Source organism: Actinotalea sp., assembly GCF_041597215.1.
In the GTDB taxonomy this organism is placed as follows: Bacteria; Actinomycetota; Actinomycetes; order Actinomycetales; family Cellulomonadaceae; genus Actinotalea.
This window is the reverse complement of sequence record NZ_JBFHHB010000084.1, coordinates 1-12267: the sequence shown is the minus strand read 5'-3', so window position 1 is coordinate 12267 and position 12267 is coordinate 1. Positions and strand designations below refer to the sequence as shown.

Below are 12267 nucleotides of genomic sequence, written 5' to 3'. Positions count from 1 at the left end.
GTCACCCTGCCCTTCAACGGCGCGCGGCGCTGCGGACCGGTCGACGTGGCGCGCCTGCGCGAGCTCGACTGGGCCCCGACCCGTCACCGGCTCGCCGGCGTCGCGGACAGCGGCGTGCAGGCCGAGCAGGTCGTCGAGGCCTCGGCAAGCCTCGTCGAGGCCGGACGCGAGGCCGGGCGCATCGTCCTGGACGTGACCGACCCACCGACGGCCGTGATCGCCCAGTCGGACCTGCTGGCCGCCGGCGTGCTGCTCGCCGCCCGGGACCTGGGCCTGCGCGTCCCCCAGGACGTGTCGGTCGCGGGGTTCGACGGGCTCGACCTGCCGTGGCTCGCCCCCGACGTGCTCACCACCGTCAACCAGCCGCTCGCCGCCAAGGGCGAGGCGCTCGGTGAGGCCGTCCGTCAGCTCCTCGCGGGCCAGACGCCGCAGGACGTGGTGCTTCCGGTCTCGCTCGAGATCGGCACGACGACCGGCCCCGTCCGCGCCTGAGGCGCGAGGCAGGTCTCGACCGGGCCCTCGAAGGACCGCCGCCTCAGAGGCGGACGAGGACCTGCGCGCGGCCGAGGACCTTGGTGCCCTCGGTGCTGACCGTGAGGTCGATCCGCGCTGTCCCCGCCTCGGGGTCCACGACGGCGACCGTCGCGACGATCTCCACCACGGCCTCTCCGGGGTCGGGCACCGGAACGGGACGCGTGAAGCGCACACCGTAGTCGAGCAGGTCACCGGGGTCGCCGAGCCAGTCGACGACGACGTTCACGGCGGTGCCCATGGTGAACATGCCGTGCGCGATGACGCCGGGCAGACCGACCTCACGCGCGAAGCGCTCGTTCCAGTGGATCGGGTTGCGGTCGCCGCTGGCACCCGCGTAGTGCACGAGGTCCGCACGGGTGACCGTGACCGTCCTGGTGCCGACGACTTGCCCGACCTCGACGCTGCGGCTCATGCCTCGGCCCCTCTGACCGCAAGGGTGGAGAGCACCGACGCCACCGGCGAGCCGGTCGCGTCGGTGAGCTCGCAACGCGTGGTGACCATCGCGAGTCCGCCGCGCTCGACGATCGCGTCCACGTGCAGGACGGTCGTGATCTCGTCGCCCGCGACGATCGGCCGTCGGTGGGTGAAGCGCTCCTCCGCGTGCACGACGCGGCTGAAGTCGATCCCTGCGGCCGGGTCCTCGATGAGCTGGGCCTCGGCACGCTGGGCGATCACCACGGCGAACGTGGGGGTGGCCACGATGTCGGCGTACCCGGCTGCCCGGGCCGCCTCGACATCGCTGTGGACGGGGTGCGTCGCGCCGACGGCCTGCGCGAAGTCACGCAGGTGCTCCCTGCCCACGGCATAGGGAGCCGTCGGCGGGTAGACGCGGCCGACGAACCCGGCGTCCATCTCGACCTACCGGGTCAGCGGGTCTCGCGGTGCGGGGTGTGCTTGCCGCAGCGCGGGCAGAACTTCGCCAGCTCGATCCGGTCCGGGTCGTTGCGGCGGTTCTTCTTCGTGATGTAGTTACGCTCCTTGCACTCCGTGCACGCGAGCGTGATCTTGGGACGGACGTCCTGGGACTTGCTGGCCACAGTTCACCTCTCCGCTGACGTCTCAGCGATGTGCGTGCGCGGCCACGGGAGGCCGTCGCTGAATGAATGGTGGTAGCGGGGGCGGGATTCGAACCCGCGACACCACGATTATGAGCCGTGTGCTCTAACCACCTGAGCTACCCCGCCATATCGGCACCAGCAGGCACGTACCTGCAGGCACCAACAGAGCCCCGAAAGGGAATCGAACCCTTGACCTTCTCCTTACCATGGAGACGCTCTGCCGACTGAGCTATCGGGGCAGCGCGTGCCAGGGTACACGGCCCGGCGGGTCCCTGCGAAATCGGCCCCGACGGCCCCGGACCCCCGACGGGCGGGCGTCCTGAACCTGACACTGCAGCTGTACTGCTACCGAACTGAACTACCGACGTGCACGTGCAGCCGGGCCGACGTCTCCCGGACGGGCAGACGCCCCGGACCGGAGATCCGGTCGGGGCGCCGTGGGTGGCAGGTGAGGGATTCGAACCCCCGTAGCATGACGCGGCTGATTTACAGTCAGCTCCCTTTGGCCGCTCGGGCAACCTGCCGTTCACCCGGCGACGAGGCCGGTGCGGATGGAAGGATAGCAAGTCTGCGACCCCACTTGTGACCCCGCACCACCCAGGAGGACTCCCATGGCAGCCGATTCGTCGTTCGACGTCGTCAGCAAGGTCGATCGCCAGGAGGTCGACAACGCCCTGAACCAGGCCGTCAAGGAGATCGCCCAGCGCTACGACTTCAAGAACGTCGGCGCCTCGATCGCCTGGAGCGGCGACCTGATCGTCATGACGGCCAACTCCGAGGAGCGGGTCAAGGCCGTCCTCGACGTCTTCCAGACCAAGCTCGTCAAGCGCCAGATCTCGCTCAAGGCCCTGGACACCGGCGACCCGAAGCCCTCGGGCAAGGAGTACCGGATGGAGTCCTCCCTCAAGCAGGGCCTGAGCAGCGAGGACGCCAAGAAGATCGCCAAGATCGTGCGGGACGAGGGCCCCAAGGGGATCAAGACGCAGATCACCGGGGACGAGCTGCGCGTCTCGGCCAAGAGCCGCGACGACCTCCAGTCGGTGATCGCCCTGCTCAAGGGCTCTGACCTCGACGTGGCGCTGCAGTTCGTCAACTACCGCTGAGCAGCATCGGGAGCCTGCGGCGCAGGCTCCCGATGCGGGCCGGCCAGCGGTCAGAGCCACGCGCGAGTGGCATCCGGGACCGGCTGCCAGGGTGCTCCCTAGGATGACGAGGTGCCCTTCGATCCCGGCGGCGCCACCTCGACGCGGCCCGTCCCGCGCCGCGTCGGGAGCCTCGTGTCGCGACTGAGGCCCTGGCTCCGGCCGGTGCTGCCCCGACTGGTGCTCGGCGGCGTCGGGTCGCTCGGCGCGAGCCTTCTCGCGCTCGCGGTCCCGCAGGTCCTGCGAGCGGTCGTCAACGGCCCTCTCGCGGACCAGGGCGAGGTAGGAGCTGTCGTCGCCGCGGCCCTCCTCGTGGCCCTGCTGGGCGCGCTGGAGGCCTTCCTCGTGTGGTCACGCCGAGCGCTGATCGCCTCACCGGGGACGACGGCCGAGCGTGAGATGCGCACGGACCTCTTCGACCACCTCCTCGACCTGCCCGGCACCTTCCACGACCGCTGGTCCGGCGGACAGCTGCTCTCGCGGTCCATGTCCGACCTCTCGATGCTCCGGCGCTGGATGGTCTTCGGCCTCGTGATGCTCGTGGTGAGCGCGAGCACCGTCCTCGTCGGCGTCGCGCTGATGCTCGCCACGAGCTGGCAGCTCGGGCTCGTCTACCTCTGCGGAGCAGTCCCGGTGGTCTGGCTGGGGTTCCGGTTCCGTCAGGACTACACGGTCGTCGCCCGCCGCGCCCGTGACCAGGCAGGCGACCTCGCGACGACGGTCGAGGAGTCGGTGCACGGGATCCGCGTGCTCAAGGCCTTCGGACGCGGGGAGGACGCCCTCGAGGAGTTCGCCCAGCAGGCCGAGGACCTCCGCGGGACCGAGATCACCAAGGCGCGGACCCTCTCTCGTGTCACGTTCGCTCTCGGCACCCTTCCCGAGGTGGTGCTCGCCACGTGCCTCGGCCTGGGAGTCGTGCTCGCCGCCCGTGGCACGCTGTCCGTCGGCGACCTGGTGGCCTTCTTCGCGACCGCCGCCGTGGTCAACGCACCGGTCGAGCGGCTGGGCCACCTCCTCGCGATGACGATGGACGCGCGGGCCGCGGCGGACCGCTACTTCGAGGTGATGGACACCCGGTCGGAGCTCGCCGACCCGAGCGCGCCGCTGCCCGTCCCGCCGGCGCCGACAGGCGGGAGCCGGGTCGAGCTCGACGGCGTGCACCTGCGCTTCGCCGGCCAGGCACCCGGGTCGAGGGACGTGCTCGACGGGGTCGACCTCGTGATCGAGCCGGGGGAGACCCTCGCCCTGGTCGGCCTGACCGGATCGGGGAAGTCCACCCTGCTCGGGCTGGTCCCCCGCCTCGGCGACGTCACGGCAGGCTCGGTGCGGATCGATGGCGTGGACGTGCGGGACCTGCCCCGCGCGGCGGTGCGGGCGATGGTCTCGATCGCCTTCGAGGACCCGGTGCTGTTCTCCGCACCGGTCAGCGAGAACGTGCTGCTCGGGGTGCGCGGTCTCGACGAGGCAGCCGCCGAGGAGCGCGCCCGTGAGGCCCTGGAGATCGCCAGCGCGGACTTCGTCGCCGAGCTGCCGGAGGGGATGAGGACGGTGATCGGCGAGGAAGGGCTCTCGCTCTCCGGCGGGCAGCGCCAGCGGGTGGCGCTCGCCAGGGCGATCGCTGCGCGGCCCCGGGTCCTGGTCCTGGACGACCCGCTCTCCGCCCTTGACGTCGCTACCGAGGCGGTCGTCACCGCGCGGCTGCGTAGCGCACTGCGCGGCACCACCACCCTCGTCGTCGCCCACCGGCCGTCGACGGTGGCCCTCGCCGACCGGGTGGCGGTGCTCGAGGACGGCCGCATCACGGGGATCGGGCGGCACACGGACCTGCTGGCGAACCACGCGCACTACCGGTACGTGCTCACAGCTCAGCCGGGTCAGGCGCAGGGCGCCCAGGATCGGGCCCGATGAGCGGGGCGCGAGGAAGGGACGCCGAGGAGCTCGCCGACGGGCACACGACCGCCTCGCGCGAGGAGGCACGCCGCAGCCGACGCCTCTCCCTGCGCCTGCTGGGCTCCTTGCTGCATCCCGTGCGACGCACCGCCTGGGCCACCGTCGCGCTCGTCGTCCTCGCCCAGGCCGCCCAGGTGGCGGGCCCGGCACTCGTGGCCTTCGGGCTGGACCACGGCCTGCCTGCGCTCAAGGACGGGGACGCGGGCCCGATCACCGTGACCACCCTCTGCTACGCGCTGATCGCCGTGCTCGGCGGAACGCTCACCGCGTCGGTGGTACGGGTCTCCGCAAGGGTGAGCCAGGCCGTGCTGCTCGACCTGCGCCGGCGGGTGTTCCGGCACACCCAGCTGCTCTCCCTCGAGTTCCACGAGCGCTACACCTCCGGGCGGGTCATCTCCCGGCAGACCTCCGACCTCGACGCCTTCCGCGAGCTGCTCGACGGTGGAGTCACGACGCTCGCCACCAGCGTGCTCACCATGGTGTTCACCGCGGTCTCGCTTACCCTCCTCGACTGGCGCAGCGGGATGGTGCTGCTCGTCGCCGTCCTGCCGGGGATCCTGCTCACCCGGCACTTCCAGGTCCGCAGCCAGGAGCAGTACCGCCGCAGCCGGACGGCCTCGGCCCGGTTGATCGTCCGGTTCGTGGAGACCATGACCGGGATCCGGGCGGTGCACGGGTTCCGCCGCGAGGCGCAGGAGTCGCACCGGTACGCCGTCCTCGCCGAGGACTACCGGGCGACGAGCAACGCGGCGATCCGGCTCCACGGCCGCTTCGACACCGGGTTGACCCTGATCGGCAACCTCACCGTCGCGGTCGTGCTGCTGGTCGGCGGGCTCCGCGTGCTCGACGGGGACCTGACCGTCGGCGCCCTGGCCGGCGCCGTGCTCTACGCCCGGCGCTTCTTCACCCCTCTCGGCCAGATCGGGATGTTCTACAACTCGTTCCAGGCCGCCGTCGCCGCGCTGGAGAAGCTCTCCGCCCTGCTGGCCGAGGAGCCGAGCGTGCCGGCACCGCTCGAGCCCGTCCGGCTGCCCTCCCCCCGCGGCGACGTGCGCTTCGAAGGGGTCGAGTTCGGCTACGGCACCGGACCGAGCGTGCTCCCGCGCCTCGACCTGGACCTGCCGGCCGGGCGCACCGTCGCGCTGGTCGGCGAGACCGGAGCCGGCAAGTCGACGGTCGCGAAGCTGCTCGCGCGCTTCTACGACGTCCGCGGCGGCCGGGTCCTGCTCGACGGGGTCGACCTGCGCGACCTCGACCCGGAGGACCTGCGCCGGGCGGTGGTGATGGTGACCCAGGAGGCGTACCTCTTCTCCGGGTCGGTCGCCGCGAACATCGCGCTGGGCAGGCCGGGGGCGACGCGGGACGAGATCGAGGCCGCAGCACGTGCCGTCGGTGTGGACGGGTTCGTCCGCAGCCTCCCGGCCGGCTACGACACCCTGGTCGACAAGCGCGGGGTGCGGCTCTCCGCCGGGCAGCGTCAGCTCGTCTCCTTCGCACGGGCCTTCCTCGCCGACCCGGCGCTCCTCGTGCTCGACGAGGCCACCAGCTCCCTGGACGTGCCCGGCGAGCGGCTCGTCCAGGAGGGGCTGCACACCCTGCTTGCGGGGCGCGGCGCCGTGGTCATCGCCCACCGCCTGTCCACCGTGATGGGGGCGGACCGCGTGCTCGTGATCGAGGGCGGCCGCGTGGTCGAGGACGGCAGCCCCGCGACGCTCGTCGCCGCGGGGGGCCGGTTCGCCGACCTGCACGCCGAGTGGCGGGCGTCACTGCGCTGAGGGCCCGCCGTCCGCGGCTCCCGGGCGGCGCACGGCCGTGGGGCTCACAGGCCGAGGACGGACAGCTCCTCGAGGCTCGGCTCTCCCGCAGCCTGCGCGAACGCCCCGAGGGCCTCGCCCAGGACCGCACGCTGCTCAGCAGGCATCCGGCCGAGGATCTCCACGATGCGCTCGCGGCGCGCGAGGGTCACCCGCTCCACGAGCAGACGGGCTCGCTCGGTGGGCTCCACGAGCACCGACAGCCTGCTCTCCGGGTCCTCCACCCGCCGCACCCAGCCGCCGGCCACCAGGCGATCCGCGTTGCGGCTGAACGTCGACGGGTGGATCCCCATCCGCTCGGCGACCGCGCCCGAGCGCATCGGGCCGTACGCCGTGAGCAGCACGAGGACCCTGAACTGCGGGAGGGAGACCTCCTCCAGAGCCGGCTCGATGGACCGGGCCACGACGCCCAGCAGCGCACGAGAGGCCAGCAGCGTCTGCTCGGCGGCAGCGTCGAGATCGGACATGCACCCACAGTACCGACGAGGTCATCCCATGTGTCTTGATACATTAGATGTATGCCTACATCTTTACCTGCCGCCGGCCTGCCCTCACCCACGCCCGGCGGCGGGGGCAGTGGCGGTGGCGGCCTGCTGCGCATAGCGGCGCGCCTGCGCACCACCGCCGGCGGCCTGACGGCGCTGGCCCTGCTCGTCGGGGCGACGACGGGCCTCGGCGCCGTCGCCTTCCGTGGACTGGTGACGGGCGCCACCTGGGTCTTCAGCGGCCATGCGGACTACTCGGCCGTCGGTCTCGGCGAGCACCCCGCCCACCCGTGGGTGCCGTGGCTCGGTGCCGGATTCGTCGTCCTCGCTCCGGTCCTGGGCGGCCTGATCTACGGCCCGCTCGTCCAGCGCTACGCCCGCGAGGCCCGCGGGCACGGGGTCCCCGAGGTGATGGCCGCCGTCGCCGTGCGCGGGGGTCGCATCCCCGGCAAGGTCGCGGCGGTCAAGGCCATCGCCTCGGCCGTGACGATCGGCTCGGGCGGCTCGGTGGGTCGCGAGGGGCCGATCGTGCAGATCGGCTCGGCCCTCGGCTCGTGGATCGGTGGCCTCGCCCGGGTCCCCGAGTCACGGCTGCGCACCCTCGTGGCCTGCGGAGCCGCCTCGGGCGTGGCCGCCACCTTCAACGCGCCGATCGCAGGGGTCTTCTTCGCCCTCGAGCTGATCCTGCGCGACTTCACCGCCGAGTCCTTCGGGGTCGTGGTCCTGGCGGCCGTCGTGTCCTCGGTCATCGGGCGCGCCGTCTTCGGGGACGTCCCGTTCATGACACTGCCCACCTTCTCGGTCGAGCACGTCGGCGCCTACCTGCTGTTCGCCCTGCTCGGGGTCGTCGGCGGGGTCATCGGGGTCACCTTCACGAAAGTCCTCTACCGGATCGAGGACCTCTGCGACGCCGTCTGGCACGGACCGGAGTGGGCGCGCCCGGTCGTCGGTGGGGCGCTCCTCGGCCTGCTGCTGCTCGCCGTCCCGCAGATGTACGGCGTGGGCTACCCCGTCCTGGAGGCAGGGGTGCAGGGCAGGTACGCGATCGGGATCCTCCTGGGCCTGCTGGTGGCCAAGATGGTCGCGACGAGCCTGACGATCGGCATCGGCGGCTCGGGCGGGGTCTTCGCCCCCTCCTTGTTCATCGGGGGGATGCTCGGTGCCGCCTTCGGTGCCGTCGCCGAGCAGCTGGTCCCCGGGGTCTCCGGCCCGGTGGGGGCCTTCGCGCTGGTCGGGATGGGTGCCGTCTTCGCTGGTGCGGCCAGGGCCCCGATCACCGCCGTGCTGATCCTCTTCGAGCTGACCGGCGAGTACACGATCATCCTTCCCCTGATGCTCGCGATCGTGCTGGCGACCACCGTCAGCCGCGCCCTGAGCAAGGACAGCGTCTACACGCTCAAGCTCCGACGCCGTGGTCTGGAGATCGACACCCGACCGGCCGATCCGCGGCTGACCGATCGCAGCGTCGGCGACGTGATGGAGGCCGCGGCGGACCCGGTCGACCCGGCCCTGCCCCTCGAGGACGCTGCCGGGCTGCTGCTCGCGAGCGGGCGCGCTGCTCTGCCCGTGCGGTACGGCGGACTGATCATCGGGCAGCTGCGCGCCGACCGTGTCGCCGAGATGCTCGAGGACGATGCCGCGCACCAGGACCTCACCGTCGCGGACGCGATCGACGACGTGCCGACGGTGCTGAGCACGGAGTCGCTGCGCAGCGGTCTCGACGCGCTCCGCCGGCACCCGTACGCCGACGGCGGGCTCGCGGTGGCCGATCCCGAGGGTCGGCTCGTGGGCTGGGTCACCCACCGCACGCTGCTGCGCACGCTGACCGCCCCCGTGCCGGATCCCGACCCCGTCGACCTGCGGGCGGGCCTCGGCTCGGTCCGCGGCGTGATGGGACGGGCGGTGATGGGACGGGCGGTGATGGGACGGGCGGTGTTGGGACGGGCAGTGATGGGACGCGGCGCGGGCTCGCGAGGCGACAGGGTCGCCCGGCGCGCCCGCCGCACGGACGGTCGGGCCCCCAGGTAGCCGAGAGCGAGGGTCCCGCCGATCGTGCGCTACCCGCTCCGAGGCGGGGTCGATCCAGGGCGCGGCGGAGCCGTCGAGTCCCGCACGCGCAGCTCGGGCACGATGGCCGCGGCCGCCGGGACCTCGGCCTCCTCCTCCTCGAACGCCGCGATGCAGCGCTCGAGCAGGCCGAAGGCATGCCTGCCGACCAGCATGAAGTCCTGGTCGACAGTGGTCAGGCGCGGGTACGAGAAGTCGGCGACGGGGTTGTCGTCGAAGCCGACGACGGAGACGTCCTCCGGGATGCGCAGGCCGTGGGCCCGGAGCGACTGGTAGACGCCGAGGGCGATCTCGTCGTTCCCGCAGAACACGGCGGTCACCGGCGAGGTGGACCCCGCAAGGAGCTCGTCCATCGCCTCCCGGCCGGCTCCGGAGCTCCACTCCCGTGCGCGGACCACGGAGCCGATCTCCGCGCCTGCCTCCTGCACCTCGTCGCGCACCCCTCGGGTGCGCGTCTCCACCCCGTAGTTCGGCGGGGCGACGAGATGGATCGTCCGGTGACCCAGGTCGAGCAGGTGCCGAGCGGCCATCCGGCCGCCGGTGTACTCGTCGATCGCGACGTAGGGACGGTCGACCCGCGGTCCGGTCGCCGGGGAGACGGCCACCACCGGGACGTAGGCCGGCAGGGCGGCGAGCACAGCCGAGCCGATCTCGTCGTAGTCCAGGACGATCACACCGGCAGGGGACTGGCCGAGCACGAGAGCGACCGTCGAGCGCACGAGGTCGGGCTCCACCCCCTCGGCGACCGAGATGAGCACCGCCATACGAGCCTCTCGTGCCGCGTCCTCGATTCCCGCGAGCGACTTGGCGTAGCCGAAGCTCAGGGTGTCCGACGCGATCACCCCGACGGTCGAGAACCGCCCCGACACCAGTGAGCTCGCCGCTCCGTTCCCGAAGTAGCCGAGCTCCTCGACCGCCTCGCGCACCCGACGCTCCCGCTCGGGCGAGACCCGCGCCGAGCGGTCGAAGACGCGCGTGACCGTGACGGTGGAGACCCCCGCCCGGCGGGCGACGTCGGCGATCGTCGGGCGCCGCGCCCGGCCGCTGCTCTCGTTCATCTAGTCGTCACCCTTTCGTCGGGCGAGGCCCTCGCTGTGCGCTCGGAGCGCGGTCATCCGGACGGGCGGTCTGACCGCCACCCGGACGATAGCGGCACCGGCGGCGCTCACCCGTCGACCTGCTGCAGCCCGACGACGCTCCAGGGCGCCATGACGAGCTCGACGTCCAGGACGCCCCGCTCGTCGGCCTGGTGAACCGCGCTACCGAGCTCCTCCGCCACGGCGGAGAGCGCTCGGGCCTGCTCGAGGTCGAGGTTCTCCGGTCGACCCGCGGCACGCCACGGACCGAGCACGTCGCCGTGCTGCGCGTCGACCTCCTGCGTGGCGAAGACCGCTCGCGGGGAGAGGCCGGAGACCCGCACGCGGACGGTCCGCGCACGCCCCCGGGCGAGCAGCCGGTCCAGCTCCGCGTACGTCTCGCAGGCGGGCACGGTCATGGCTTCCTCGTCGGGGTAGTTGTGGAAGAGCGCCGACACCGCACCCGTCAGGCTCGAGCGGGTCACGACCCCCACGTCGGACCGGTGGAGCAGCACGTCCCCGAGCGACGAGAGCAAGCGGTACGCGTGGAACACCGGCTTCGGGATGCCGTGCTCGTTGAGCATCCCGAAGCCCCCGTGGAAGGGCCCGATCCCCGCACCCTGCTCCTCGAAGACGTCCGTGAAGGTCCAGTACGCGAGCGAGTCCACCAGGCCGATCGTCCGGAGGTTCGTCCGCACCACGTACGTCGCCGCCGGCAACGAGTCGTGCGTGAGGTCACGGGACGAGGAGGAGCTCGACCACTCGGTCAGATGGATCTCGGCCTGCGGGAACGGGCTCTCGTCGACCAGTCGCCTCAGCAGCCGCAGGTCCCGCTCGGTGGCGTCCCGGTCCCGGGTCCGGCGCGCCCCCTCGCCGTGCTCGTCGAGGGCCCAGTCCGTCGGGTAGGGGTGGGTCGAGACGAAGTCGACCGGCAGGTCGTTGTCGCGACAGAACGCGAAGAACTCCGCGAGCCAGACCGGACGCCAGTCCAGGGCGGACAGGTCGGTGGTGTCCGTCACGCGGACATGCGCCTCGACGTCCTCGGTCTCGCCGTCGAACCGGCTGTCGGGGACGAAGTTGCTCGTGGCGGGACCACCGACCCGGAGGGAGTCGTCGATCCCCTTGACCGCACGCGCGGTCGCCGCGTAGAGCGCGAAGTACTCGGACCTGGTCCCCTGCCAGAAGGGGTGGAGGTTCGGCTCGTTCCACACCTCGAAGTACCAGCTCCGCACCTCGTCGAGCCCGTAGCGCCCGACCCAGTGCCGAACGGTCTCCTCGACCAGCACCGTCCACTCGTCGAGGCTCGTCGGAGGTGCCCCGTTCCCTCGCCACCAGAACACCGTTCCGTGCGAGCGGGCGAGATCGGCCGGCATGAACCCGAACTCGACGAACGGTCGGATGCCCGCAGCGAGCAGGGCGTCGAACACCCGGTCGACGTAGCCGAACGTCAGGTGCCGCGTGCCGTCCGCCGTGCGTCGGTACACGAACATGTCGTCGTGGAACAGCCCGTGGAAACGGACGTACCGGAAGCCGACGTCGCCGACCGCTCGTCCGAGATGCTGCTGCCAGTCGGCGCGCAGCGCCTCGGCCGCACGACCCGCACCCACCACGACCGACCAGTGATGGGCGAACCTCGTGCCCGCACCACCCGCGTCCGCGTCGACCTCAGGAGGGGACGGGACCTCCGACGTCACTTCACCGCCCCCTGCGTCACCCCGGAGATGATCTGGCGCTGCCCGAAGACGAACAGGGTCACCAGCGGGATGCTCATCATCACGACGTAGGCGAAGATCAGGTTCCAGTTGTGCGTGTACAAGGAGCTGCTCGCGACGTTGTAGAGGCTCAACGGGAGCGTCGTCGTCTCGCCGCCGCCGATCACGAAGAAGGCGTAGAAGACGTCGTTCCAGGCGAAAAGGGTGATGAGGATCGCGCAGGTGGCGATCGTCGGGCGCAGCATCGGGAAGATGATCCGGAAGAAGACCTTGACCGGCCCGGCGCCGTCGACCTCTGCGGCCTCCTCCAGCTCCCGGGGGATCGTCCGCACGAAGCCCGTCATGAAGAAGATCACGTTCCCGAGGTACATGCCGATGTAGACGCAGATCAGCCCGATCGGCTGGTTGGCGATCCCGAGGTTGCGCAGC

At 71.9% G+C, this 12267-nt stretch carries 12 protein-coding genes and 3 tRNA genes; 5 read left to right on the top strand and 10 right to left on the bottom strand.

Going from position 1 to position 12267, the window contains the following annotated elements:
* A partial coding sequence (locus ABWK99_RS07880) for a substrate-binding domain-containing protein (RefSeq protein WP_372594150.1) occupies nucleotides 1-492 on the top strand: 492 nt, incomplete at its 5' end.
* 43 nt (nucleotides 493-535) lie between these two features.
* Here the strand turns inward: ABWK99_RS07880 and ABWK99_RS07875 are convergent.
* From ABWK99_RS07875 to ABWK99_RS07850, 6 genes are all read right to left on the bottom strand, one after another.
* Nucleotides 536-946 carry a MaoC/PaaZ C-terminal domain-containing protein gene (locus tag ABWK99_RS07875; protein WP_372594149.1) on the bottom strand — a complete coding sequence of 137 codons (411 nt, stop codon included), beginning with the start codon at nucleotides 944-946 and terminating at the stop codon, nucleotides 536-538.
* A complete protein-coding gene (locus tag ABWK99_RS07870; RefSeq protein ID WP_372594148.1) occupies nucleotides 943-1386 on the bottom strand; it encodes a MaoC family dehydratase N-terminal domain-containing protein in 444 nt (147 codons plus the stop codon). The genes ABWK99_RS07875 and ABWK99_RS07870 overlap by 4 nt, the downstream gene beginning before the upstream one ends.
* Before the next feature lie 14 nt (nucleotides 1387-1400).
* Entirely contained in the window at nucleotides 1401-1571 is a 171-nt protein-coding gene (gene rpmG, locus ABWK99_RS07865) for a 50S ribosomal protein L33 (RefSeq protein ID WP_372594147.1), read from the bottom strand.
* A 70-nt stretch (nucleotides 1572-1641) separates the two neighbouring features.
* A tRNA-Met gene (locus ABWK99_RS07860) sits at nucleotides 1642-1718 on the bottom strand.
* Nucleotides 1719-1758: 40 nt separating this feature from the next.
* A tRNA-Thr gene (locus ABWK99_RS07855) sits at nucleotides 1759-1831 on the bottom strand.
* A 203-nt stretch (nucleotides 1832-2034) separates the two neighbouring features.
* Nucleotides 2035-2116 (bottom strand) — tRNA-Tyr (locus ABWK99_RS07850).
* A gap of 87 nt (nucleotides 2117-2203) precedes the next feature.
* Here ABWK99_RS07850 and ABWK99_RS07845 point away from each other — a divergent pair.
* The 3 genes from ABWK99_RS07845 to ABWK99_RS07835 all read left to right on the top strand — a co-directional run bounded on the left by ABWK99_RS07845 (nucleotide 2204) and on the right by ABWK99_RS07835 (nucleotide 6459).
* Nucleotides 2204-2695: a YajQ family cyclic di-GMP-binding protein gene (locus ABWK99_RS07845; protein WP_372594146.1), complete on the top strand. Its 492-nt coding sequence runs from the start codon at nucleotides 2204-2206 to the stop codon at nucleotides 2693-2695.
* 111 nt (nucleotides 2696-2806) lie between these two features.
* Nucleotides 2807-4642 (top strand): ABC transporter ATP-binding protein, encoded by a 1836-nt coding sequence (locus ABWK99_RS07840; RefSeq protein WP_372594145.1) that lies wholly within the window; start codon nucleotides 2807-2809, stop codon nucleotides 4640-4642.
* Entirely contained in the window at nucleotides 4639-6459 is a 1821-nt protein-coding gene (locus ABWK99_RS07835; protein WP_372594144.1) for an ABC transporter ATP-binding protein, read from the top strand. Before ABWK99_RS07840 ends, ABWK99_RS07835 begins: the two co-directional genes overlap by 4 nt.
* A 44-nt stretch (nucleotides 6460-6503) precedes the next feature.
* Here the strand turns inward: ABWK99_RS07835 and ABWK99_RS07830 are convergent, their stop codons facing one another.
* Complete coding sequence (locus ABWK99_RS07830) at nucleotides 6504-6965, bottom strand: MarR family winged helix-turn-helix transcriptional regulator (protein WP_372594143.1); 462 nt, start codon at nucleotides 6963-6965, stop codon at nucleotides 6504-6506.
* 51 nt (nucleotides 6966-7016) lie between these two features.
* Here ABWK99_RS07830 and ABWK99_RS07825 point away from each other — a divergent pair, with 51 nt between their 5' ends.
* Entirely contained in the window at nucleotides 7017-9011 is a 1995-nt protein-coding gene (locus ABWK99_RS07825; protein WP_372594142.1) for a chloride channel protein, read from the top strand.
* 29 nt (nucleotides 9012-9040) lie between these two features.
* Here the strand turns inward: ABWK99_RS07825 and ABWK99_RS07820 are convergent, their stop codons facing one another.
* The 3 genes from ABWK99_RS07820 to ABWK99_RS07810 all read right to left on the bottom strand — a co-directional run.
* Nucleotides 9041-10108 carry a LacI family DNA-binding transcriptional regulator gene (locus ABWK99_RS07820; protein ID WP_372594141.1) on the bottom strand — a complete coding sequence of 356 codons (1068 nt, stop codon included), beginning with the start codon at nucleotides 10106-10108 and terminating at the stop codon, nucleotides 9041-9043.
* Between the two features lie 107 nt (nucleotides 10109-10215).
* Complete coding sequence (locus ABWK99_RS07815; protein WP_372594140.1) at nucleotides 10216-11820, bottom strand: beta-xylosidase; 1605 nt, start codon at nucleotides 11818-11820, stop codon at nucleotides 10216-10218.
* The coding region (locus ABWK99_RS07810) for a carbohydrate ABC transporter permease (protein WP_372594139.1) at nucleotides 11817-12267 on the bottom strand (451 nt) is incomplete at its 5' end. The genes ABWK99_RS07810 and ABWK99_RS07815, both read right to left, overlap by 4 nt.

Excerpts from the sequence above, each read along its gene's own strand:
- ABWK99_RS07830 (WP_372594143.1), bottom strand. The coding sequence starts at position 6,965 with ATGTCCGATCTCGACGCTGCCGCCGAGCAGACGCTGCTGGCCTCTCGT.
- ABWK99_RS07870 (WP_372594148.1), bottom strand. The coding sequence starts at position 1,386 with ATGGACGCCGGGTTCGTCGGCCGCGTCTACCCGCCGACGGCTCCCTAT.
- ABWK99_RS07845 (WP_372594146.1), top strand. The coding sequence starts at position 2,204 with ATGGCAGCCGATTCGTCGTTCGACGTCGTCAGCAAGGTCGATCGCCAG.
- ABWK99_RS07835 (WP_372594144.1), top strand. The coding sequence starts at position 4,639 with ATGAGCGGGGCGCGAGGAAGGGACGCCGAGGAGCTCGCCGACGGGCAC.
- ABWK99_RS07820 (WP_372594141.1), bottom strand. The coding sequence starts at position 10,108 with ATGAACGAGAGCAGCGGCCGGGCGCGGCGCCCGACGATCGCCGACGTC.
- ABWK99_RS07825 (WP_372594142.1), top strand. The coding sequence starts at position 7,017 with ATGCCTACATCTTTACCTGCCGCCGGCCTGCCCTCACCCACGCCCGGC.
- ABWK99_RS07875 (WP_372594149.1), bottom strand. The coding sequence starts at position 946 with ATGAGCCGCAGCGTCGAGGTCGGGCAAGTCGTCGGCACCAGGACGGTC.